This window comes from Halomonas sp. CnH100-B, from assembly GCF_024124605.1.
Lineage (GTDB): Bacteria > Pseudomonadota > Gammaproteobacteria > Pseudomonadales > Halomonadaceae > Vreelandella.
Genome location: NZ_JAMXRX010000002.1, coordinates 48,268 through 71,698, shown reverse-complemented (window position 1 = coordinate 71,698; position 23,431 = coordinate 48,268). Strand labels below are relative to the sequence as shown.

Below are 23,431 nucleotides of genomic sequence, written 5' to 3'. Positions count from 1 at the left end.
GCAACCCTTAGCAGCGGTAGCTTAAGTGGAGATTATTCAAAAACACGGTTGATAACGACATTGGCCGCATCGTCTTCGCTGATAGCACCTACGCTGACGCTCTCCAAATCGCCAAACAGGTCGCCCGGCTGCGGCGTGGCCTGCCCAGAGGCAGATACGCGCACTACCAAGCGCGCTTCGCGCACCTGGGAGATTTGCGCTTGCGGCGACATGGCGGCGGTATCGTCCAGCACCACGGTCATGGGCAGCTCAGAAACCTGCGCGCGGATCACTGCTAGCGGCGGCAGCTCGCCGTCGATATCCCGTGCGGTGATGAATACCGTGGCATCGTCACTGACGTTGTCTACCAGCGCCTCATCCAAGGAAACGTTCACCCTCACCCCTTGGCCCTGCGCCGCTGCAGGCGCCTCCGGCGTTACGCCCATACGCTCCTGGGCAACGCGAATGCCATCACGCAGCGACTCAGCCGTTTCCGGATCTTCGATGTTAGCAACAGCGCGACGCCAGCGGTCAATGGCCGTTTCATAGTCCCCGTTATCGAAAGCGTAGATGCCCAACAGCCCCAGCACGGTGGGCTGGCGGGGGTCTAACTCTAGCGTTTCATCCACCAACGCTTGAACATCAGGGGTTAGTTCACGCTCAGCCATAAAGAAGCGTAGCTGCGCCAGCTGGGCGAGCAGCGGTGGAATACGCCCTTCAATGGCAATCAAACGCTCCAGCGCATCGGCCGCTTTTTCGGGCTGGCCGGTATCGCGGTAGAGCGGAAACAGTGAACTCCACACGTTGGGATTGTTGGGCTGACGCTCGGCCTCGGCCTCCATGCGCTCCAGAAACATAGCCATCGAGCCTTCCGGGTCGTTGCGAACTTCCTCTTGGATGGCGTAGAGCGTCAGGTCGCCTTCTGCCCCATTCTGCTGGTACCAGAAGGTGCTGGCCCCCACCACGGCAACCATGACCAGCGGCACCACCAGTCGTCCAGCGGTCACGGTTTTCAGCGGGCGCTTGGTTTGGGTGGCCGTGTCTTCCAGCAGGCTGCGTTCTAGCTCTAAACGGTCTTCGTTAAAGCGAGTCTCGTCGATATCGCCCCGCTCGCGGGCCGCCTCCAACGAAGCCAAGCGACGTTGGAAGATCGCCACGTTCTGTTCGGCAGACGTATCGTTGGCTTCAAACTGCTGCAGGTGATCACGCAGGGGACGAGCACCGCGCATGGGGGCAATTAATAGCCACAGCGCGGGCAGTAACAGTAAGGCAATCGCTATCCAGAGCGGTGTCATGAAGACCTCTCGCGGTTAATCAGGGCATCTAGGCGGGCGCGCTCTTCGGCGCTCAACGCTTTCGCAGATGCATTGCGGCGGGCGCGTACCATCAGCACGACGACCAGCATGCCTAGCACCACCAGCCCAATCGGTAGCCCCCATAGCAGGTAGGTGCGGTTTTCTAGGCGCGGGTTGTAGAGGATGTACTCCCCAAAGCGCTGCACCATGTGGTTGATGATTTCGATATCCGACTGACCGTCCTGAAGGAGCTGATAGACCCGCTCGCGCATATCACCAGAGATCGGCGCGTCAGAGTCATCGATCGCCTGGTTTTCGCACAGCGGGCAGCGCATGGAGGCCGTGAGGTCACGGTAGCGCTGCTCCATCACCGGGTCATCGAACTCGCGGATTTCGATGCCTGCCGCGACAACGCTGCCCGCCAGGGTGAGCAGCGCCACGGCCACTAGCCAACGCATTAACGCCATTTTTCCACCTCCGGCAGGATGCGCTCGCGAACGTCTTCAGGCGATACGTAGCCTTTATGGTGGTAACGAATGACCCCGTCGGCATCTACCAAAAACGTTTCCGGCGCGCCGTAAACGCCGAGATCAAAGCCCAGGCTGCCTTCGGGGTCGAAGACGTTCACTTCAAAGGGGTCGCCAAACTCGCTTAAAAACTCCAAGCCTTTCTCGCGGGTATCTCGGTAGTTGATGCCCACCATACGGATGCCGTTATCAGCGAGTTCTAACAGCTGCGGCATTTCCTGCTTGCAGGCGGGGCACCATTCGCCCCATACGTTGACGAGCGTGACCTCCCCGGTCATCAGCGTTTCATCCACCTGACGATTGGCATCGCGTAGCGTGCTGGCTTCGAACGCGGGGAACGCCCGCGCCATTAGCGCAGAGTCCCGTTGAGACGGGTCACGGCCCAATCCCTGATAGAGAAACAGCGCGATGCCGAGAAAACCGATGGGTAATAGAAGCAGCAGTAGGCGGCGTGTCATACCGTGGCCTCCTGAGACGTCGAGCGGTCAGTATGAACGGGCTTGGCTTGGCGGGCAGCCGCACGACGGTAGCGCTTATCCGCGACGGCCAAGATACCGCCGAAGGCCATGAGCAGGCCACCCAGCCACAGCCAGCGCACAAACGGCTTGTACTGGACGCGCATAGCATAGCTGCCGTCGCCCAGGTCTTCCCCCATGGCTACATAGAGATCGCGGAACAGGCCGGGGCGCAGCGCGACTTGGGTCATGGGCATGCCGGTGGCGAGATAGAGGCGCTTCTCCGGACGCATTACAAAGCTGCGCCCCTCTTCCCCGCGCTGTACCTGAATGATCGAGGTATCGGCCAGGAAGTTCGGGCCGCGACGGTTGGTGAGCTCCGTCATGGTGAACTGGTAGCCTGCCACTTCTACAGTGGAGCCGGGCGACATGCGTACGTTACGTTCGATGTTGTAGTTCGAAACAACGGCAACGCCCACGATAGTCACCGCAATGCCCACGTGGCCCAGCACCATTCCCCAGTAAGAGAGCGAGAGCTTGCGCAGCCCGGCGACAAACGAGCTGGCGTGGCGGGTCTTGTCGAACAGGTCGCGCACCATTGGCAAGACGATCCACAGCGCAGAAATAATGCCCAGCGACACCCACAGGTTCCATTCGCCGTCGTAGACCAACGGCATGGCCACACCCAGCACGATAGCCGCTGCCGCCGCGAGACCTAGCTTGCGCCACAGCTCACGGCCACTCATGCTTTTCCAGCGCGCCACTGGCCCCAAGCCCATGAAGACACACATCACCACGGTGAGCGGCACAAAGAGCGCATTAAAGTAAGGCGGGCCTACGCTGATTTTACCCAGCCCCAAAGAGTCCAGAATCAGCGGGTACACTGTGCCCAAGAGCACCGTCACGGTCATGATGACCAGGAGGATGTTATTGATCAGCAGCAGCGAATCCCGCGAGAGCCAGTTAAAACCGACCTTATGGCTCACCCTTGGCGCGCGCAGGGCAAACACCAGCAGCGATAGCGTGACGGTAATCGCCAGCAGCATCAGGATGAAGAAACCACGGGAAGGGTCGTTGGCAAAGGCGTGGACCGAGGTCAGTACGCCCGAGCGCACCAGGAAGGTGCCCATCAGCGACAGCGAGAATGTCGAGATCGCCAGCAGCACCGTCCAGCTCTTGAACGAGCCGCGTTTTTCGGTCACCGCCAGCGAGTGAACCAGTGCCGTGCCCGTTAGCCAGGGCAGCAGCGAGGCGTTCTCTACCGGATCCCAGAACCACCAGCCGCCCCAACCAAGCTCGTAGTAGGCCCACCAGCTGCCGAGTGCGATCCCGACGGTGAGAAACGCCCAGGCCACGTTGGTCCAGGGGCGCGCCCAGCGGGTCCAAGCGGCGTCTAAGCGCCCGCCCAGCAGGGCGGCAATCGCGAAAGCAAACACCACCGAAAAGCCCACATAACCCATGTAGAGCATCGGCGGGTGAACCACTAGGCCAAAATCCTGCAACAGCGGATTCAGGTCTGCGCCGTCCTGCGGCATGTTGGGCAGCAGGCGTTCAAAGGGGTTGGAGGTCATGAGAATGAAGAGCAAGAAGCCCACACACACCATGCCCATGATGCCCTGCACCCTGGCCACCATGTCGCGGGGCAAGTCGCCCGAGAAGACCGACGCCGCATAACCCCAGCCCGCCAGCATCAGGCTCCACAGCAGCACCGAGCCTTCATGGTTTCCCCATACCGCGCTGAACTTGTAGTACCAGGGCAGCAGCGAATTGGAATTATTAGCCACGTTGGCCACACTGAAATCATCCAGCATATAGCTGGCGGTCAGACAGAGGTAGGCAATGGCGACGAACAGGAATTGCCCTGTCGCCATGGGCCGGCCATAGGCCATCCATAGCGGGCGACGGGTCGCCGCCCCGGCAAGCGGCAACACTGCCTGCACCACCGCCATTAATAGCGCGATGACCAGGGCAAAGTGGCCAATTTCAGGAATGATCTTAATTAACATGGGCGCTCCGAATTAGCATCAGGCCTTATCGCGTGGGGTGCGTTCAGCCGTTAATAGTCGCTTCCTTCTGGGGAGCCTTCCTGCTCTAGGCGCTTGCCCACTTCGGCGGCTTTCGCTTGAAAGTCGGCCGGGGAGTAGCCTGCTTCTTCCAATGCCTGAGCCACTTCAGGCGGCATGTAGTTTTCATCGTGGCGCGCCAGCACTTTATCGGCGTAAAGACGACCATCGGCCTGCAGTTCGCCGACCACCACCACGCCCTGCCCTTCACGGAACAGGTCCGGCAGAATCCCGCTGTAGTAGACCTCCAGATCGTCCACGTAGTCGGTCACCACGAACTCGACGTCCAGGCTTTCCGGGTCGCGGGACACAGAGCCCTCTTTGACCATGCCACCCGCGCGAATCTGGCGCTCCATGGGGGCATCGCCCTGGGCGATTTGCACCGGGCTGAAAAACAGATTGATGTTGGCGCGCAGCGCGTACAGGGTGAGCCCCACCGCAATGGCGGTGAGCGACAATAGCCCTAAGATAACAAACAGCTTCTGTTTACGTTTAGGCGTCATGGTGAACGTCCTTTTGAGCAGAGGTAACGGGCTCTTGCAGAGGCTGCGCATGCGGTGACGACTGGCGCTGGGCGTGCTCACGACGCACCCGACGCTTCACCGTGTGAAGAAGCTGGCGGCGCTCCTGGCGGGCATGCCATACGATGACCAGCATCAATAGCGCAGTGACTCCCCAGGCAGCCCACACGTAAACCGCGTGACCGCCCATGGCAAAAAATTCGTTCAGCGAGGAAAAGGCCATTAGTTCGTCTCCTCGGCAAGCTCGCGCACCCAGCGCTTGTTGGCTTCTCGACGCAGAATTTCGCTGCGCGTGCGCATCAGCGTGAGGGCAATGAAAAAGCTGTAAAAACCCAACACCATAATGAGTAGCGGCGCCCACATATCCATGGTCATGGCGGCGCGGCCGGTAATCGTAAAGGTGGCGGGCTGGTGCAGGGTGTACCACCAATCCACAGAGTATTTGATGATCGGAATATTGATGACGCCGACCATGGCCAGCACCGACGCGGCACGGGAGCCGCTATCGCGGCTGCTAAAGGCACCCCGCAGAGCTATCACGCCCAGATAGAGAAACAGCAGAATCAGCATGGACGTGAGGCGCGCGTCCCACATCCACCAAGTGCCCCAGGTCGGCACGCCCCACACTGCGCCCGAAAAAAGGGCCACGAAGGTCATCGCAGCCCCCAACGGGGCCATGACGGTGGCAGCCATATCGGCCACTTTGATTTTCCAGACCATGAACACCAGCCCGGAGACCGCCATGGAAACGAAAATGGACTGCGCTAGAAACGCCGCAGGGACGTGGACATAAATGATGCGAAAACTATTGCCCTGCTGGTAATCCGCCGGTGCAAAGACCAACCCCCAAACGGTGCCGACCAGCAGCAGCAACGTTGCTGCCACCCAGAAAAACGGCTGCAGCTTGGCGCTAATGGCATAGAACCATTTGGGGGATCTCAGTTTGTTGATAAAGGCCCACATGGTGTTCCCGTCCTCTAACCGTTAATGCTGATGCGCAGCGATGCCGCAATGGCCCAGGGTGCCAGCATCAGCGCCAGCGCTAACAGGGCCCCTAGAATCGCCAAATGCGCGGCTATTCCATCGCCAAAAATCGCGGCCTGTACGGCACCTGCGCCGAAAATTAGTACTGGTATATAGAGCGGCAGCACCAGCAGCGATAGCAGCACACCGCCCCGCGCTAGCCCCACCGTCAATGCGGCACCGATGGCACCGATCAGGCTCAAGCTGGCCGTACCGAGTGCCAACGACAGCGCTAGCACGGCGTAGCTTCCCGCTGGAAGCGACAGCATGATGCCCAAGAGGGGCGCCATGAGCGCGAGCGGCAGACCGGTCAGCAGCCAGTGTACCGCCACTTTTGCCAACCCCAGCGCTGCCAGCGGCTGGGGGGCCAGTAATAGCTGCTCAAGGCTGCCATCGTCGTAGTCGCTGCGAAACAGGCTATCCAGCGAAAGCAGGGCGGCGAGCAGTGCGGCCACCCATAACAGCCCCGGCGCAATGCTTGCCAACAGCTCTGGATCCGGTGAAATCCCTATGGGAAACAGGGTAATCACCAGGGCAAAGAACACCAGCGGATTGAGCACTTCGCCACGACGGCGCAGCATCAGGGTGAGGTCGCGCTTAAGCGTCGCCTTGATGGCCACCATCAAACCGCCCTGGGGGGCATGCATGACCACCTCGGGAGTGCTCCGTTGAGCGTGTGAACGTTGCAACGCTGTCTCCTTCTTACCCCAGCTGAATACGCCTAAGCACGGGTGACTCGGTCAGCGCATGGTGCGTAGTGACCAACACACAGCCGCCAGACTGCGCGTGGGCCACCAGCTGCGCTTCTAGCGCTGCCACCCCTTGACGATCGATCGCGGTGAAAGGCTCGTCGAGCACCCACAGCGCGCGCTGGGTTAGGGTCAAACGCGCCAGCGCTACACGCCGCTGCTGCCCGGCGGACAGCTGCCCGGCAGGCACGTCTTCGAAGCCGGCGAGCCCAACGGCAGCCAACGCCGCCTCTCGTACGGGCTCGCTGCCCTTTTCTCCGCTAAGCGCTTGATACCAAGCTAAATTCTCCAGCGGCGAAAGACCTGCCTTCACACCGGGGGCATGACCTAAATAGAGTAAATTAGCGAGAAAATGTTCACGGGCTTGGCGCATGGGTTCGCCATTCCAGTAAAGCTCGCCACGGTAATCGGTTAATTGGCCAGAGAGTATTTTCAGCAGGGTCGTCTTGCCGCTGCCGTTGGGGCCTTCAATGCGCACAATCTCGCCGCTTTGAATATCGAGATCGAGCCCTTCAAACAGCCAACGGTCATCACGTTCACAGGCCAATTGTCGGGCTTGCAGGCACAGGCTCAAAAGACACTCCAGGCACATTGATTTTGGGTCGAACTCTACACGGAAAGGCCCTTTCCCGCCAGTCGGGCTCTGCGGTCTTGGGTCGCAGCGTGGTCCAGAGCCATGCGGGCTTAAGCGTCTTTCGGATGAGCCAAGCGAAAGACAGGACTAGCACTGTATGCAAAAACAGGCTTATACTGTAACCACTGTATGAATAGACACCACAGAATAAAACAACAGGTATCGACTCAATCAAACGCCTTGGCAACGGGCGCTGCATGGGAGAACACACTATGACGACCTGCCTATCCTCTCGGGTAACGTCTCACGTCCCTTCTTACGTATCCCCTCAGACGCTGTCTCAACCGGTAGCGCCATCGACGCCTCACCCGTTAGCGTCTCGCAGCGCTTCCTCACACACGCGCCAAGCGTGCACACCCCCTCGCGTCACACGTCGCAACACCTACGCCCTGCGTATTCGCGGTGACCGCATGCGCGACTGCAACCTGTTCGACGGCGATGTCATCATCATTCACCGTCACCAGCACGACGCTCATCAAGAGACCGCCGTTGCGACGATCAACCAGCGCGAGGTAACGCTAAAACAGCTCTCCATTAGTCGCCTGGGCATTCATTTATGGCCGGAAGATGCAGCCATGCCCGATCTCTTCCTGCATAATTGTGATATTCAGGTGCTGGGCATGGTGATGGGCGTGGCCCAACACGCCACGGACCCCCGGCATCACTAACTGGTCATCCACCCTGCCGGGAGTCCTAGTTGCGTTTTCGAGTTCCTGATTTAGCCCTTGATACATGGCACACCGCCGAGATCGACGTCGAGAAGAGTCAGTTTTTGACCTGGGTGTGCCACGCCCCGACCACCGACGCCTTCGACACGCTGCTACACGCGGCCAAAGCCGCCCATCCGAATGCCAGCCATCACTGTACAGCCTTCATCGCAGGCCCGCCTGGCGAGCAAACCCACATCGGTTTTTCTGACGATGGTGAACCGGGCGGCACCGCAGGGCGCCCCATGTTTCAGGCGCTGCAGGGCAGCCAACTCGGCGAGATTGGCTGTGTGGTGATTCGCTACTTTGGCGGCACCAAGCTCGGCACCGGCGGGTTAGCCCGCGCCTATGCGCAGGCGGTGAATGCCGGGCTCGAAACGCTGCCCACCCGGGAAGTCGTCGAGCGGGATCTCTATGAGCTGAAAGTTAGCTTCGCCCACGAGGCGCAAGCCCGGGCTTGGTGCGACGAGCAGGGCCTGCCCGTACAACAGGCGGCGTACGATGGCAACGGCGTGAGTTTGACCATCGGCTGGCCACGGGATGTCGAGCTGGATATCAGCGGCCTAGAAAATCGTCTTAAAACAGCCATTGAGCTACAGCAAATATAAAAAAAACGCGGCTTACACAAGCGCTTGCTCGGTAAGCCGCGTTCTAGAGCGGCAGGCGTGCTGTCTAACGAGCCGCCTAGCCCAGGTACTTGATCATTACCCCGGCAGCCACCGCCGAACCGATGACCCCAGCCACGTTCGGCCCCATGGCATGCATCAGCAGGAAGTTGTGCGGGTTCGCTTCCAGACCGACCTTATTCGCCACGCGCGCCGCCATCGGCACGGCAGACACACCTGCCGCGCCAATCAACGGGTTGATGGGCATTTTGCTGACCAGGTTCATCAGCTTGGCCATCAAGACACCGGCGGCGGTGCCGATACCGAACGCCACGATCCCCAGGCCCAGAATCCCTAGGGTTTCGAACGCCAAAAAGCTCTCCGCCATCAGCTTAGACCCTACCGACAGACCCAGAATGATCGTGACGATATTGATCAGCGCATTTTGCGCGGTATCGGAGAGGCGCTCCACTACCCCACACTCACGCATCAGGTTGCCGAAGCAGAACATGCCCAGCAGCGGCGCTGCGTCCGGCAGAAACAGCGCGACAGCAATCAAAAGCATCAGTGGGAAGACCACTTTTTCGAGCTTGGAGACCGGACGCAGCTGCGTCATGGTGATCTTGCGCTCTTTTTCGGTGGTCAGCAGGCGCATGATCGGCGGTTGGATCAACGGCACCAGTGCCATGTAGGCATAGGCAGCGACGGCAATCGCCCCTAGCAACTCAGGCGCCAGCACGCTGGAAACGTAGATCGAGGTCGGACCATCCGCCCCGCCGATGATACCAATCGCCGCCGCCTGATTGAGCGAGAAATCCATGATGCCCATGGACGTCAGCAGCACCGCGCCAAACAGCGTGGCAAAGATACCGAACTGCGCCGCCGCCCCCAGGAACAGTGTGCGCGGGTTGGCCAGCAGCGGGCCGAAGTCGGTCATCGCTCCAACGCCCATGAAGATCAGCAGCGGCGCAATGCCCGAGCCAATGGCGACCTTGTAGAAGTTATAGAGCATGCCATCGCTGTAGCCGACGCTCACCGCCACGTCTTTGGCAGCGCGCAGCTGATCCGGCGCGGCCGAGTCGTGGGCAATGGCCTTGAGGGTCTCGCGCCAACCCTCGACACCGGCCAGCGGGTCCAGCGTCGCGCCCAGCGCCGCCGCCATTTGCTCAAGCACGGCGGGCTTGGCTACTTCAATGGCTTGATCCAACGCCGAAATCGCCAAACCGGCCTCGGGAATGTTGGCCAAAATACCGCCAAACCCAATCGGCACCAGCAGCAGAGGCTCGAACTTCTTGTAGATCGCCAAGTAGAGTAGCCCAAGCCCCACCAGGATCATTACCGCTTGGCCAAGCTCCAGGTTATAGAGCCCGGAGCCTTCCCATAGAGTGATTAATTTATCCATTCCGAAAAGCCCTTAAAGCTCGATCAGCGCATCGCCAACGGCCACGCTATCGCCTTCGCTGACGTTGACTTTCGACACCGTACCGGCGCTGCTGGCACGCACTTCGGTTTCCATCTTCATGGCTTCCAGAATGATCACGACATCGCCTTCGGCCACTTGGTCGCCTGGCCGCACGTTCACTTTGAAGATGTTACCCGCCAGCGGCGCATCGATGCTGACACCGCTGGGTGCCGGGGCGTCGGCTTCGGGCTGGGCGTCGGACTGCTCTTGAATGTTGTCAATCTCGCCCCCCTCCGACACCTCGACCACGTACGCCTTGCCGTTGAGCTTCACGGTATAGGTTTCCGGGCCAGCGCCAGCGCTTGGTGCGGCGGCAGGGGCTGTTTCTGCTTTGGCCGGCGCAGCCGTGCGAGGTGCTTCCGGCGCAGGCTCGAAAGCGTCTTTATTGTCGCGGTTCTTGAGGAATTTCAAACCAATCTGCGGGAACAGGGCATAGGTCAATACGTCATCCACTTCCCGCTCGCCGTCGGCAAGGCGAATGCCATCGGCGCTGGCTTTCTCTTTCAGCTCGGCGGCGAGTTTGTCCATCTCAGGTGAGAGGTTGTCTGCCGGGCGGCAGGTAATTGGCTCGCCGCCTTCCAGCACACGCTTTTGCAATTCGGCATTGAAGGGTGCTGGGGCAGAGCCGTATTCACCTTTCAGCAGCGCCTGTACCTCTTTAGAGATCGACTTGTAGCGCTCGCCCATCATGACATTCATGACCGCTTGGGTACCCACGATTTGTGACGTGGGGGTAACCAGCGGAATGAAACCAAGATCTTCGCGGACGCGGGGGATTTCACTCAGCACGTCATCCAGCTTGTCGCCAGCGCCCTGCTCTTTTAACTGGCTCTCCATGTTGGTGAGCATGCCGCCAGGAACCTGGGCCACCAGAATGCGTGAATCGATACCGCGCAGCGAACCTTCGAAGGCGGCGTATTTTTTACGCACCTCGCGGAAGTAGCCAGCGATATCTTCCAGCAACTCTAGGTCCAAGCCAGTGTCGCGGTCGGTGTCTTTTAGCATGGCGACCACCGATTCCGTCGGGCTGTGGCCGTAGGTCATCGACATGGAGGAGATGGCGGTGTCGACGTTATCGACCCCCGCTTCGACCGCTTTCAAAATGGTCGAGGTGGATAAGCCGGTCGTCGCGTGACAGTGCAGATGAACTGGAATGGAGAGCTCTTTCTTCAGACGCGTCACCAAGTCATACGCCGTGTACGGCGTGAGTAGCCCCGCCATATCCTTGATAGCCAGCGAATCTGCGCCCATTGCAGCAATGGTGTTGGCAAGATCGACCCAGCTATCCAGGGTATGTACCGGGCTTACCGTGTAAGAAATGGTGCCCTGTGCATGGCCGCCGACTTGGCGCACCGCTTTGATGGCGCGTTCTAGGTTGCGCGGGTCATTCATGGCATCAAACACACGGAATACGTCGACCCCATTGGTTTTGGCCCGCTCGACGAACTTATCGACGACGTCATCGGCGTAGTGACGGTAACCCAGCAGGTTCTGACCACGCAGCAGCATCGCCTGAGGCGTGTTCGGCATGGCTTCTTTCAGGGCGCGAATACGTTCCCACGGATCTTCCCCTAGGTAGCGGATGCACGCATCGAATGTGGCACCACCCCACGTTTCCAGCGACCAGTAGCCGACCTTATCCAGCTTTTCGGCAATGGGCAGCATGTCGTCCAAGCGCAGGCGCGTGGCAAACAGAGATTGATGCGCATCGCGCAGTACCACATCGGTGATTCCCAGAGGACGTTTTATTTCATTCATGGTCATGGCTCACAGTTTGGCGTTATGAATTTGTAGTAAATTTAACAAAAAAAATGCATCAGGAGCGAAATGGACACGCGGGAACGTGCCGCTTACGGACGGCGAGACGAACGATAACGATGCACTGCGGCACTGATCACTGCGACGACTTCGTCGTTTTGGCCCTGACTGGCGGGAGTTTTCCCACTTTTTCGGCCCGCTGGCGCAGCCACAGGGGCAGGCTGAAAGCGGTCGATCAGCTTTGACATTAGCGTGACGCTAATGACCAAAATAGTAAGAAAAACAAAAACAAAGCCCATACCAAGACCCATTAGAGCGAGCCCCTCTTGGAGCAACTCCGACCCTTGCATAGCGTGCTCTCCTTATTTTATAGGGTTATTGGCACACCAAACGCCTCCAACGGCGCTTGGCGCAATAAGGGTAATACACTAACCTGCCACATCCAGGATAGAATGCAATCGCGCCATAGTGGAAGTCATGGTTGTTAATTTACTACATAAAGGCAAGATCGGTCTCGCACCGATGGAAGGCGTCATCGATGCGCTCACCCGTGACCTGCTCACTCGGCAGGCCGGTTTTGACTGGTCGGTAACGGAATTCGTCCGCGTCGTCGACACGCGCCTCCCCCCACGTGTGTTTTATAAACACTGCCCCGAATTACAGCAGTGCCCCGTCGCCACGCCCAGCGGCGTGCCGGTGCATCTGCAGCTACTGGGCTCCGACCCTCAGGCCTTGGCCGAGAATGCGCGCCAAGCGCTAGCGCTGGGCGCAATCAGTATCGATCTCAATTTTGGCTGCCCTGCCAAGCTCGTCAACCGCCACGACGGCGGCGCCTCACTGCTGCGCCAGCCCGACCGCGTGTATCGCGCCGTGAAAGCGGTCGCAGACGCGCTAGACGGTGACATCCCGGTGACGGCGAAGATTCGACTGGGGTTTGCCAATCGTCGCTTGGCAGTAGCGTGTGCACAGGCCACTGAGGCGGGCGGCGCGGCGCGCCTGGTCGTCCACGGGCGAACGCGAGACGAAGGATATCGTCCACCGGCGCACTGGGAGTGGATCGGCAAAGTGCGCCACCACGTGTCTATCCCCGTGGTGGCCAACGGCGACATCTGGACCCTGGAAGATTACTGGAAGGCCCGCACGCTATCTGGCTGTCGCGATGTGATGCTTGGACGTAGCGCACTGGCCGACCCCTGGCTCGCCCCTCGCATTCGCCACTGGCAGCAAACCGGCGAACGCTTGGCGGACACCACATGGGAAATGCGCGCCAGCGTACTGCAAGAGTACGCCGCCCTACAGCGCCAACATCTTCCTGACCGCGTGGTCGTATCTCTGGTAAAGCAGTGGCTTGCCCAGATGCGCCAGGGCAACGCCGAAGCCAACCTGCATTTTCAGCGCCTGAAGCGCTTGACCGACCTGGACACACTTTTGGGTAGCCTTATCCCTAGCGCAAGCGCACTTAACACCTGCGAATCCGCCTAAGGCTGTCGAGCACGCCCCCCCCCACCTTCCCCGCAGCCGATTTAAAGCGCCTCTCCAGGCGCTTTTTTAGGCGCATTACTGCTTTCGCTACCCGGCACTCTCCCTTGGCGCGTTACGGGCCAAAAAAAAGCGCCCTTCCGCAAAGATGCGGGGGCGCTTTACACGATCGCAAGACTACCGCGCGAGCCACGATAGTCAGGCTAGAAAACAGAAAACCCGCTCTCCTATGAGAGCGGGTTTTGGAATCTGGCGCGCCCGGGAGGATTCGAACCTCCGACCACCTGATTCGTAGTCAGGTACTCTATCCAGCTGAGCTACGGGCGCTTTTCAGTCATTGCTTACTGCGTAAAACAATGAAAACAGTGTAACATCAAATACTTACCTTTGCAACTTGGCGCGCCCGGGAGGATTCGAACCTCCGACCACCTGATTCGTAGTCAGGTACTCTATCCAGCTGAGCTACGGGCGCATATCAAATTGCGATGCTACATGATGCAGTTGGCGGAGAGAGAGGGATTCGAACCCTCGATAGGGCTATAAACCCTATACTCCCTTAGCAGGGGAGCGCCTTCAGCCACTCGGCCACCTCTCCTCAACGGCACGGCGCGAATATTACCGATTATGATGACTGGTGTCCAGTCCTATTCCGATTTTTTTCGCGCCGCCCTGATATTACCGCTTAAACGCTCTTTAATGAGCGTGACACAGGCGGCCATTTACTCTGCTTCGCTTTCACTATTACGTTCACGCTGAATACGCTGATAGATCTCTTCACGGTGAACCGCGACATCTTTCGGTGCGTTCACACCAATGCGTACTTGATTACCTTTCACACCTAACACCGTGACGGTGATTTCATCACCAATCATCAGTGTTTCGCCAACGCGGCGGGTTAGGATGAGCATGGCTGATCTCCTTCTCAGACGTTTTATACAACGGGATGTGTCCGCCAACGGGGGCCACCACGCCATTATGCGGCATGGTGCCCCCTGCCACCAATGGCTTTGGCCCCTATGACACCTTAACCTCCCGTTGAAAGAAAGCTCACCACCACACGGCAGCGAGTACCTTCAGCGTAGAAGGTTTAGGCCACAATTGTTATTCAGATTCGATATCGGATTTATCGAGACCAAATGCTTTGTGTAAGGCGTTCACAGCAAGTTCCATATGTTTTTCGTCAATCACGACAGAAATTTTAATTTCGGACGTGGAGACCATACGGATATTGACGTTTTCATCGGCCAATACGCGGAACATTTTAGAGGCGACACCCGCATGAGAGCGCATACCGACGCCCACCAGTGACACTTTGGCAATATTATCGTCACCGCGCAGCTCGCCGCCGCCCAGGTCAGGAATAACTGTCTCTTCCAACAGCTTTTTGGTGGCCTTGTAGTCACCCTTCGCCACGGTGAAGGTGAAATCGGTGTAATCGCCAGCCGGTGCGACGTTCTGAACGATCATGTCGACTTCGATGTTGGCATCGGCAATCGGGCCCAAAATACGGGAAGCCACACCCGGAACGTCTGGGGTGTTCAACAGCGTCAATTTGGCTTCGTTTTTGGTAAAGGCGATACCGGAGATTAGCGGTTCTTCCATAGAATCCTCGTCTTGGTCTGAGTCAGCAACAATCAGGGTGCCCGGGCCGTCTTCGAAACTCGACAGCACCCGCAGCGGTACGTTGTACTTACCGGCGAATTCAACCGCGCGAATTTGCAGCACTTTAGAGCCCAAACTGGCGAGTTCGAGCATCTCTTCTACGGTGATGCTTTCAAGGCGCTGCGCTTTGGAGCAGACGCGAGGGTCGGTGGTGTAAACACCGTCCACATCGGTATAGATTTGGCACTCATCAGCGCCAAGGGCCGCTGCCAGAGCCACCCCGGTGGTGTCCGAGCCGCCACGGCCCAACGTGGTAATATTGCCGTCTTCGTCCACGCCCTGGAAACCGGCCACGACCACGACCTTACCTTCGTCCAGGTCAGACTTCAGGTCGTCGGTTTCGATGCGTTGGATACGCGCTTTGGTGTAGGCGCTATCCGTCAGAATTCCCACCTGAGCACCGGTGTGCGAGGTTGCCGGAACGCCAATTTGCTGCAGCGCCATGGCCAGCAGGGAAATGGTGACCTGCTCGCCGGTGGAAAGCAGCATGTCCATTTCACGGGGCGCGGGGTCTTCGTTGAGGGCGTGAGCCATATCGGTGAGGCGGTTCGTTTCGCCGCTCATCGCGGAGACGACGACCACGACCTGGTGGCCTTGGTCGCGAAAGCCTTTCACTTTTTCCGCCACGGCCTTGATACGGTCGACAGAGCCCACCGAGGTGCCGCCGAACTTCTGTACGTATAGTGCCATATGCCGTTTTTCCTTTACGTTCGGGAATGGAGGGTGAATATTGTTGTTGCTAAGTTTCCTAACTAGCAAAAAGGCCGGTAGCAAATAATGCCACCGGCCTCTCTATTTAGCGAAGCGTGTTTTCCAACCAAGCCGGGACGCTGTTCAACGCATCCGGCAGCGCCTCTGGCTGACTGCCGCCCGCTTGTGCCATGTCAGGGCGACCGCCCCCTTTACCGCCTACCTGGGAGGCCACATGGTTGACCAGTTCGCCCGCTTTGACCCGATCGGTCAAGTCGGCGGTCACCCCGGCAATCAGACTGACTTTGCCGGCGGCTTTGTCGGCCGTGCCTAGCAGGATGACGCCGGAGCCCAGCTTGTTCTTCAACTGATCCAGTACGCCGCGCAGGTCTTTACCAGAGACGCCCTCCAGCTCGGTCACCAGCAGCTTCACACCGCCGACGTCCTGCACCTGGCTGAGCATGTCACTGCCCGCCGCGCTCGCCAGCTTCGCTTTGAGCTGCTCGAGCTCTTTTTCCAAGCTGCGGTTGCGCTCCACCAGTGATTCGACACGGGCTTCCACCTGTTCAGGCTTGGTTTTCAAACGCTCGCCCAGGCGCTGCACGCGCGCTTCCTGTTCGCGGAAGTAGGCCAAGGCGTTTTCACCGGTAATCGCTTCGATACGGCGTACACCGGAGGCGATCCCTACCTCGCTGACGACGTGGCAGCAGCCAATGTCGCCACTGCGGTTGACGTGGGTGCCGCCGCAAAGCTCGATGGAGAAGTCATCGGCACCGATGGTCAACACGCGCACGTTATCAGCGTACTTGGCTTCGAACAGCGCCGCCGCGCCTTTGGCCTTGGCGTCCGCGAGGCTCATTTGCTCGATTTTCGTCGGCGCGTTGGCCAGGATCTGTTCATTGACGATGCGCTCGACCTCAGCAAGCTGCTCGGCGGTCATCGGCTCGAAGTGGCTAAAGTCGAAACGCAGACGTTCGGCGTTGACCAGCGAACCTTTCTGCTGCACGTGGTCCCCCAGCACCATCCGCAATGCTTTGTGCAGCAAGTGGGTCGCGGAGTGGTTACGAATGGTCGCACCGCGCAGGCTGGCGTCGACTTCACCGCGCACGCTGGCACCCACGCTCAGCGTTCCTTCGACCATCACGCCCTGATGAAGATGGTGGCCGCTCTGTTTCTGGGTGTCGGTCACCTGGAAACGACCGCCATCGACGTGCAAGTAGCCGGTGTCGCCCACCTGACCACCAGACTCCCCGTAGAACGGCGTGCGATCCAGCACCACGGTGCCTTTCTGCCCCGCCTCCAGAGCCGCCAGCGCATTACCGTCGCTATCCACGAGCGCCGTGACGGTGGCTTGATCCTCCAACCGCTCGTAGCCGGTGAACTGGGTTTCGCCATCCAGCTCAATCGATGCAGTGTAATCCGCGCCAAACTGGCTAGCGGCGCGGGCGCGCTCACGCTGGGCTTCGAGCTCACGCTGGAAGCCCGCCTCGTCCAGTGTCACTTCACGCTCACGGCACACGTCGGCGGTCAAATCGAATGGAAAGCCATAGGTGTCGTAGAGCTTGAACACGGTTTCGCCGGGCAGCACGTCGCCCTGAAGCTCTTCTAGAGCAGCATTGAGCAAGCCCATACCGTGATCTAGCGTGCGGGCAAACTGCTCTTCCTCTTTCAGCAGTACACGAGCGATCTGCTCACTGGCATCGCGCAGTTCGGGATAGGCGGCGCCCATTTCGGCGTCGAGCGCAGAGACCAGCTTGTGGAAGAACGGTTCGGAAGCGCCCAACTTGTGGCCGTGGCGAATCGCCCGGCGAATGATCCGGCGCAGCACGTAGCCACGACCTTCATTGGAGGGCAGTACGCCGTCGGCAATCAAGAAGGCGCAGGAGCGAATGTGGTCGGCAATGACGCGCAGCGAGGGCGTAGTGGTATCACTATGCCCCGTGGCGTTGGCAGCGGCATTGAGCAGGTTCTGGAACAGATCGATTTCGTAGTTGGAGTGTACGCCCTGCATGACGGCCGCCACCCGCTCCAAGCCCATGCCCGTGTCGATAGAGGGCTTCGGCAACGGGTTGAGGGTGCCTTGAGCATCGCGTTCGAACTGCATGAAAACGAGGTTCCAGATCTCGATGTAGCGGTCGCCATCCTCCTCCGGGCTTCCGGGCGGGCCACCCCACACTTCCGGGCCGTGATCAAAGAAAATCTCGGAACTAGGACCACAGGGGCCGGTGTCGCCCATCTGCCAGAAGTTATCTTCATCCAGCTTGGAGAAACGCTCGGGGTCGATGCCGATCTCCTCTTTCCAGATGCGCTCGGCTTCATCATCGCTGATATGCACCGTGACCCAGAGTTTTTCCTTGGGCAGCCCCAGAGTCTCGGTCAGAAACGTCCAGGCAAAGCGAATGGCGTCGCGCTTGAAGTAATCGCCAAAGCTAAAGTTGCCCAGCATCTCGAAGAAGGTGTGGTGGCGCGCAGTGTAACCTACGTTGTCCAAATCATTGTGCTTGCCACCGGCACGCACACAGCGCTGAGCAGACGTAGCGCGCACGTAGGGGCGCGGGTCACGGCCCAGGAAGACATCTTTGAAAGGCACCATGCCCGCGTTGGTGAACAGCAGCGTCGGGTCGTTGCCCGGCACCAGCGAGCTAGACGGCACTGCCGTATGGCCGTGCTCTTCAAAAAACGATAAGAAGGCCTGTCTGATCTCTGCGCTTTTCATAGGGTATCCGTAACAAGAAAGCGTGATGCCCCAGGGCGCTGTCGCCGCCACCCGCTGGGGTCGCAAAGGGTCTATTATAACGCAGTTGTCAAACGACTAAAGCCGCAGTTAGTGGCAGAAGCCAAACAGACTGCGGCAACGAGGGAGAAGTGGGCATTACCATAGGGCGGCACGTATCGGTAGAAACCACTACTTAGAAGGGGCGTAAAACACCCAGAGGGAACTACAAGCAGGAGAGCGCGTAGCGAATTTGCTCGAAATCAAAGCCGCGTGTTGCTAAAAAGCGCTCGCGCTTGGCGCGCTCTTTAGGTGTTTCACCTGGGGAGTCATAGCGTCTTGCCAGCGTTTCTTTAGCAAGTTCAAACCAGTCGATGGCCTCACGCTCCTCAACGGCCGCCAACGCCTCCGAGAGCGTTTCTTGATCCACGCCCCGTTGGCGCAACTCGCCTTTGATACGAATCACGCCCTGCCCCCGGGCAATCCGCGAACGGACGAAGCTCTCGGCGAATCGCGCGTCTGACTGGAGCGCCTGTTCGGCTAGGGCATCGAGGCAGGCGTCGATCTCATCACCATCGAAAGATTTTTGCTGCAGCTTACGCGCCAGCTCGGCGCGGGAATACTCGCGCCGAGCCAGCAATTGAATGGCGACGTCCCGTGGCGAGACGTCTGCATTAGAGGAGAACATGGCGCCCTCCTCTTTTCCACGCCAACGGGAATGGCCGCTTAGAGCAGATCGTCATCGCCATCGGCGGCCACGTCTGCGGCAGGCGCGTCTTCTTTCTTCGGTTCGGCCTTGGCCAGGAGCTGTTCACGGATCTGAGTCTCGATCTCGTTCATGATCTCGGGATGCTCTTCCAGGTACTGGGCCGCATTGGCTTTACCCTGACCGATCTTGTTGCCTTTATAGCTGTACCAAGCGCCGGCTTTATCGACCAAATTGCACTGCACGCCAAGATCGATGACCTCGCCCGCGTGGTAAATGCCTTTGCCGTACAGGATTTGGAATTCGGCCTGCCGGAACGGCGGAGCCACCTTATTCTTGACCACTTTCACGCGGGTTTCGTTGCCGGTGACTTCGTCGCCCGACTTCACCGAACCGGTGCGGCGAATGTCCAAGCGCACGCTGGAGTAGAACTTCAGCGCATTACCGCCAGTGGTGGTCTCGGGGCTGCCGAACATCACGCCGATCTTCATACGAATCTGGTTGATGAAGACCACTAAACAGTTGGCGTTTTTGATGTTACCGGTGATTTTGCGCAGCGCCTGGGACATCAAACGCGCCTGAAGGCCCACGTGGGAATCGCCCATTTCGCCCTCGATCTCGGCACGCGGGGTTAGCGCCGCCACGGAGTCGATGATGATGACATCGACACCGCCGGAGCGAACCAGCATGTCGGTGATCTCTAGCGCTTGCTCACCGGTATCCGGCTGGGAAACCAGCAGGTCGTCCAAGTTGACACCCAGTTTCTCAGCGTAACTCGGGTCGAGCGCGTGCTCGGCATCGACGAAAGCGCACACTTTGCCCTGCTTTTGCGCCTGAGCAATGACCGACAGTGTCAGGGTCGTTTTACCCGACGACTCAGGACCAAAGATTTCGACGACGCGACCAAACGGCAAACCACCAATGCCCAGGGCAATATCCAGCCCTAAAGAACCAGTGGAGACAGACGGCATAACGACGCGAGGCGCATCGCCGAGGCGCATAACGGTTCCTTTGCCAAACTGACGGTCAATTTGGCTGAGTGCGGCATTAAGCGCTTTTGTGCGATTGTCTTCCTGAGCCATGCAGAGATTCCTCATAACAAGCTGTATAATTAGCCAGTAGTATGCCAAAGATTAGCGACTAAACAAATCCTCGACGGCAACTTTAACGATTATTTCTTCTGCGCCTGGGCGCTCAACCGAGCGACCAGCCCCGCCAGGGCTTCACGCACCGCCTGCTCACGCACCGCTTGGCGATCGCCAGGAAAAAGGAAGCGCTCGGCCTCTTGCTGTTCGGCACCGCCCCAAGCGATCCACACGGTACCTACCGGCTTGTCATCACTGCCACCATCGGGCCCTGCCACCCCGCTCACCGCGACGGCCACATCGGCACCGCTCTCGCGGCAGGCACCGGCGACCATGCGCTTCACCACGGGTTCGCTGACCGCGCCGTGGTCAGCGAGAGTGGCCGCCTCCACGCCTAACAGACGTGTTTTCGCGGCGTTGGAGTACGTAACGTAGCCCGCCGTAAAATAGGCCGAACTGCCAGCCACCGAGGTAATGGCGCTAGCGATGCCGCCACCGGTACATGACTCTGCGGTGGTCACCTCCACGCCCAGTTGAAGGCATTGCCGCCCCAGGCGCTGGGCAAGCAGCGATAAATCGAGATTCTTGAGGCTGGAAACGCTGGGGGCCATGGTGACTCCTTCATGTAAGACCTTAGGGTAGCGTAGAATACTGCGTTTAGCTTTCTCAACGAAATTGCCCAACGAACATGCCGCAGGCCCAACGCTTGCGCCACGCTCAATCAGGACGCCCATGTCACAGGCCAGCCCCGCCCATACGCCAATGATGGCGCAATACCTTAACATCAAGCGCGAGCACCCCGAGGTACTGCTGTTTTACCGCATGGGGGATTTTTACGAGCTATTTTTCGACGATGCAAAACGCGCCGCCGCGCTGCTGGATATTACGCTGACGCAACGCGGCCAATCTGGAGGCAAACCCATCCCCATGGCTGGCGTGCCCTATCATAGTGCCGAGGGGTATTTGGCACGCTTGGTGGCCAGCGGGGAGTCGGTGGCGATTTGTGAGCAAATCGGCGACCCGGCCACCAGCAAGGGGCCCGTAGAGCGCAAGGTCGTGCGTATCGTGACGCCCGGTACGCTGCACGATGAAGCCCTGCTCGATGCTCGGCGAGATAACGTCCTGGTGGCCGTTGCCCCTGGCAAAGCAGGCTGGGGATTGGCGTGGCTGGAGCTCTCCAGCGGTCGTTTCAACGTACTGGAAGTCGAGAGCGAAGCGGAAATGCTCGCCGAGCTTACTCGTCTCTCTCCCGCTGAGCTGCTGGTGCCGGAGAGTCTGACCTTGCCTGATGCGTGGTCGCAACAGCGCAGCCTACGCCGCCAGGGGGAGTGGCTATTCGATCTGGAGAGCGCCACCCGCAGCCTGTGTGACCAGTTTGAAGTCAGTGACCTGCGTGGCTTTGGCTGCGCGCACCTCTCCACGGCGCTGATCGCGGCCGGTGTCCTGATCGACTACGCCCGCGATACCCAGCGCTCGCGCCTGCCCCATGTGACCGCCATCAGCGTAGAGAACCGCGATGATGCCGTGGTGATCGACGCCGCCAGCCGCCGTAACCTGGAGATCGACATCAATCTAGGGGGTACCAGCGATAACACCCTGGCCAGCGTGCTCGATACCTGCACCACCGCCATGGGGTCGCGGCTTTTAAAGCGCTGGCTGAACCGCCCGCTGCGCCAGCGAGAGATCGTCGAGGGCCGCCAAGCCGGCGTTGCCCTGCTCTCCATTGATGCCGCTTACATGAGCCTGCGGGAAACGTTGAACGACGTGGGGGACGTGGAACGCATACTCGCCCGCGTGGCTCTTTACAGCGCGCGCCCACGCGATCTCGCGCGACTGAGAGATGCGCTCGCCACGCTGCCCACGCTGGAAGCGCTGCTGATCGATATCGACAGCGGCAGCGCCCTGGATAGCCTCAAGCCGCACATTCGCCCCTACCCCGAGCTGGCCGATACGCTAGCGCGCGCGCTGGTCGACAACCCGCCCGTCGTGATTCGGGATGGCGGCGTGATTGCCGATGGCTTTGATGCCGAGCTAGACGAGCATCGCGGCATGGCCGAAAACGCAGGCGACTATCTCGTTCAGTTGGAACTGAGAGAGCGTGAACGCACCGGGCTTGCCAATCTGAAAGTCGGCTATAACCGAGTACACGGCTACTTTATTGAATTGCCGCGTAGTCAGGCGCAGCATGCACCAGCCGACTATATCCGTCGTCAAACGCTGAAAAATGCGGAACGCTTTATCATCCCCGAGCTAAAAGAGTTCGAGGACAAGGCACTTTCCGCCAAGTCGCGGGCGCTTACACGAGAGAAATGGCTTTACGATCAGCTACTGGCTGAACTCAACGCCCAACTGCACGAGCTGCAAAACACTTCCCGCGCGCTCGCGGAGCTAGACGTGCTATGCGCCTTCGCCGAGCGTGCCGACGCCCTTAACTGGGTACGCCCACAACTGGTAGACGCCACCGGCATCACGATTACCGCAGGCCGCCACCCGGTCGTGGAGCAGGTCAGCGACAAACCGTTTGTGCCCAACGATGTGCTACTGACGCCCGAACAGCACATGCTAATTATTACCGGCCCCAACATGGGCGGTAAATCGACCTATATGCGCCAAACCGCCTTAATTGCACTATTGACTCATAGCGGCAGCTTCGTCCCCGCCGATGCCGCTGAAATCGGCCCAGTCGACCGCATCTTTACTCGTATCGGCTCCTCCGATGATCTAGCGGGCGGGCGCTCGACCTTTATGGTGGAAATGACTGAGACCGCCAATATCCTGCACAATGCTACTGAGCACAGTTTGGTGCTTATGGATGAGATTGGCCGTGGCACCAGCACCTTCGACGGGCTCTCCTTGGCCTGGGCAAGCGCTGAGCATCTCGCCAACGCGCGGGCGCTCACGCTGTTTGCCACGCACTATTTTGAAATGACGGCGCTGCCTGAGCAGGCGGAGGGCGTCGCCAATATTCATCTGACAGCGACAGAGCACGGCGATGGTATCGTGTTCATGCACCGTATCGAGGCGGGTCCTGCCAGTCAGAGCTATGGCTTGCAGGTCGCCCAGCTCGCCGGTGTGCCTAATCCGGTGATTCGCCGCGCTCGGGAAAAGCTGATGATGCTCGAACAGCGGGATGTCGACGAACAGCAGCGACCAGCGGCGAGTCCGTCGATACCGCAGCAAAACGACCTGTTCGCCAGCGCCCCACACCCGGTGGTGGAAGCGCTCGGCAAGGCGGATATCGACGACTTGTCGCCTCGGGAAGCGCTGGCCCTGTTGTATCAGTGGCGAGAGCTGCTATAGACAATGGATATAATGAGC

The 23,431-nt window shown here is 59.3% G+C and carries 22 protein-coding genes and 3 tRNA genes; 4 read left to right on the top strand and 21 right to left on the bottom strand.

Features of this window, described 5'->3' with window-relative positions; translation table 11 throughout:
- Positions 1 to 32: 32 nt before the first annotated feature.
- The 9 genes from ccmI to ccmA are packed head-to-tail and all read right to left on the bottom strand — an operon-like array spanning position 33 to position 7,186.
- The gene (gene ccmI / locus NH398_RS03905; RefSeq protein WP_253016661.1) at positions 33 to 1,274 is read right to left on the bottom strand and encodes a c-type cytochrome biogenesis protein CcmI; all 1,242 of its coding nucleotides are present in this window, start codon (positions 1,272 to 1,274) and stop codon (positions 33 to 35) included.
- Complete coding sequence (locus NH398_RS03900; protein WP_253016659.1) at positions 1,271 to 1,741, bottom strand: cytochrome c-type biogenesis protein; 471 nt, start codon at positions 1,739 to 1,741, stop codon at positions 1,271 to 1,273. The genes ccmI and NH398_RS03900 overlap by 4 nt, the downstream gene beginning before the upstream one ends.
- Positions 1,732 to 2,259 (bottom strand): DsbE family thiol:disulfide interchange protein, encoded by a 528-nt coding sequence (locus NH398_RS03895; RefSeq protein ID WP_253016657.1) that lies wholly within the window; start codon positions 2,257 to 2,259, stop codon positions 1,732 to 1,734. Before NH398_RS03895 ends, NH398_RS03900 begins: the two co-directional genes overlap by 10 nt.
- Complete coding sequence (locus tag NH398_RS03890) at positions 2,256 to 4,262, bottom strand: heme lyase CcmF/NrfE family subunit (protein ID WP_253016655.1); 2,007 nt, start codon at positions 4,260 to 4,262, stop codon at positions 2,256 to 2,258. Before NH398_RS03890 ends, NH398_RS03895 begins: the two co-directional genes overlap by 4 nt.
- Positions 4,263 to 4,312: 50 nt before the next feature.
- Positions 4,313 to 4,822, bottom strand: a complete 510-nt coding sequence (gene ccmE / locus NH398_RS03885) for a cytochrome c maturation protein CcmE (protein WP_044629992.1) — start codon at positions 4,820 to 4,822, stop codon at positions 4,313 to 4,315.
- Positions 4,812 to 5,063, bottom strand: coding sequence for a heme exporter protein CcmD (ccmD, locus tag NH398_RS03880; protein WP_159341258.1), 252 nt, complete (start codon positions 5,061 to 5,063; stop codon positions 4,812 to 4,814). Before ccmD ends, ccmE begins: the two co-directional genes overlap by 11 nt.
- Positions 5,063 to 5,803 carry a heme ABC transporter permease gene (locus NH398_RS03875; RefSeq protein ID WP_159341257.1) on the bottom strand — a complete coding sequence of 247 codons (741 nt, stop codon included), beginning with the start codon at positions 5,801 to 5,803 and terminating at the stop codon, positions 5,063 to 5,065. The genes ccmD and NH398_RS03875 overlap by 1 nt, the downstream gene beginning before the upstream one ends.
- Positions 5,804 to 5,817: 14 nt before the next feature.
- Positions 5,818 to 6,510 (bottom strand): heme exporter protein CcmB, encoded by a 693-nt coding sequence (gene ccmB / locus NH398_RS03870; protein ID WP_159343708.1) that lies wholly within the window; start codon positions 6,508 to 6,510, stop codon positions 5,818 to 5,820.
- Between the two features lie 55 nt (positions 6,511 to 6,565).
- The gene (ccmA, locus tag NH398_RS03865; RefSeq protein WP_253016653.1) at positions 6,566 to 7,186 is read right to left on the bottom strand and encodes a cytochrome c biogenesis heme-transporting ATPase CcmA; all 621 of its coding nucleotides are present in this window, start codon (positions 7,184 to 7,186) and stop codon (positions 6,566 to 6,568) included.
- Positions 7,187 to 7,458: 272 nt separating this feature from the next.
- Here ccmA and NH398_RS03860 point away from each other — a divergent pair, with 272 nt between their 5' ends.
- Positions 7,459 to 7,914 (top strand): S24 family peptidase, encoded by a 456-nt coding sequence (locus tag NH398_RS03860; protein WP_253016651.1) that lies wholly within the window; start codon positions 7,459 to 7,461, stop codon positions 7,912 to 7,914.
- Between the two features lie 29 nt (positions 7,915 to 7,943).
- Entirely contained in the window at positions 7,944 to 8,561 is a 618-nt protein-coding gene (locus NH398_RS03855; RefSeq protein WP_159341255.1) for a YigZ family protein, read from the top strand.
- Positions 8,562 to 8,637: 76 nt separating this feature from the next.
- On the opposite strand, the gene NH398_RS03850 is transcribed toward NH398_RS03855, so the two are convergent.
- The 3 genes from NH398_RS03850 to NH398_RS03840 all read right to left on the bottom strand — a co-directional run bounded on the left by NH398_RS03850 (position 8,638) and on the right by NH398_RS03840 (position 12,128).
- Complete coding sequence (locus NH398_RS03850; protein WP_159341254.1) at positions 8,638 to 9,960, bottom strand: sodium ion-translocating decarboxylase subunit beta; 1,323 nt, start codon at positions 9,958 to 9,960, stop codon at positions 8,638 to 8,640.
- A gap of 12 nt (positions 9,961 to 9,972) precedes the next feature.
- On the bottom strand, positions 9,973 to 11,778 hold the full coding sequence (gene oadA, locus NH398_RS03845; protein WP_253016649.1) for a sodium-extruding oxaloacetate decarboxylase subunit alpha: 1,806 nt from the start codon (positions 11,776 to 11,778) through the stop codon (positions 9,973 to 9,975).
- A 92-nt stretch (positions 11,779 to 11,870) separates the two neighbouring features.
- Positions 11,871 to 12,128, bottom strand: coding sequence for an OadG family transporter subunit (locus tag NH398_RS03840; RefSeq protein ID WP_159341252.1), 258 nt, complete (start codon positions 12,126 to 12,128; stop codon positions 11,871 to 11,873).
- Positions 12,129 to 12,300: 172 nt separating this feature from the next.
- Here NH398_RS03840 and NH398_RS03835 point away from each other — a divergent pair, with 172 nt between their 5' ends.
- The gene (locus tag NH398_RS03835; protein WP_253017370.1) at positions 12,301 to 13,260 is read left to right on the top strand and encodes a tRNA-dihydrouridine synthase family protein; all 960 of its coding nucleotides are present in this window, start codon (positions 12,301 to 12,303) and stop codon (positions 13,258 to 13,260) included.
- A gap of 247 nt (positions 13,261 to 13,507) precedes the next feature.
- On the opposite strand, the gene NH398_RS03830 is transcribed toward NH398_RS03835, so the two are convergent.
- From NH398_RS03830 to NH398_RS03790, 9 genes are all read right to left on the bottom strand, one after another.
- Positions 13,508 to 13,584 (bottom strand) — tRNA-Arg (locus tag NH398_RS03830).
- Positions 13,585 to 13,652: 68 nt separating this feature from the next.
- A tRNA-Arg gene (locus NH398_RS03825) sits at positions 13,653 to 13,729 on the bottom strand.
- Between the two features lie 30 nt (positions 13,730 to 13,759).
- A tRNA-Ser gene (locus tag NH398_RS03820) sits at positions 13,760 to 13,852 on the bottom strand.
- 124 nt (positions 13,853 to 13,976) lie between these two features.
- Positions 13,977 to 14,165, bottom strand: coding sequence for a carbon storage regulator CsrA (gene csrA, locus NH398_RS03815; protein ID WP_039180068.1), 189 nt, complete (start codon positions 14,163 to 14,165; stop codon positions 13,977 to 13,979).
- A gap of 193 nt (positions 14,166 to 14,358) precedes the next feature.
- Positions 14,359 to 15,609 carry an aspartate kinase gene (locus tag NH398_RS03810; RefSeq protein WP_159341251.1) on the bottom strand — a complete coding sequence of 417 codons (1,251 nt, stop codon included), beginning with the start codon at positions 15,607 to 15,609 and terminating at the stop codon, positions 14,359 to 14,361.
- A gap of 106 nt (positions 15,610 to 15,715) precedes the next feature.
- Complete coding sequence (gene alaS / locus NH398_RS03805; protein WP_253016647.1) at positions 15,716 to 18,325, bottom strand: alanine--tRNA ligase; 2,610 nt, start codon at positions 18,323 to 18,325, stop codon at positions 15,716 to 15,718.
- Between the two features lie 223 nt (positions 18,326 to 18,548).
- Positions 18,549 to 19,010: a regulatory protein RecX gene (locus tag NH398_RS03800; RefSeq protein ID WP_253016645.1), complete on the bottom strand. Its 462-nt coding sequence runs from the start codon at positions 19,008 to 19,010 to the stop codon at positions 18,549 to 18,551.
- 38 nt (positions 19,011 to 19,048) lie between these two features.
- The gene (gene recA / locus NH398_RS03795; protein WP_159341248.1) at positions 19,049 to 20,110 is read right to left on the bottom strand and encodes a recombinase RecA; all 1,062 of its coding nucleotides are present in this window, start codon (positions 20,108 to 20,110) and stop codon (positions 19,049 to 19,051) included.
- An 89-nt stretch (positions 20,111 to 20,199) separates the two neighbouring features.
- Positions 20,200 to 20,724, bottom strand: coding sequence for a CinA family protein (locus NH398_RS03790; RefSeq protein ID WP_159341247.1), 525 nt, complete (start codon positions 20,722 to 20,724; stop codon positions 20,200 to 20,202).
- 121 nt (positions 20,725 to 20,845) lie between these two features.
- On the opposite strand from NH398_RS03790, the gene mutS reads away from it, so the two are divergent.
- A complete protein-coding gene (gene mutS / locus NH398_RS03785; RefSeq protein WP_253016643.1) occupies positions 20,846 to 23,413 on the top strand; it encodes a DNA mismatch repair protein MutS in 2,568 nt (855 codons plus the stop codon).
- The last annotated feature ends 18 nt before the right edge of the window (positions 23,414 to 23,431 follow it).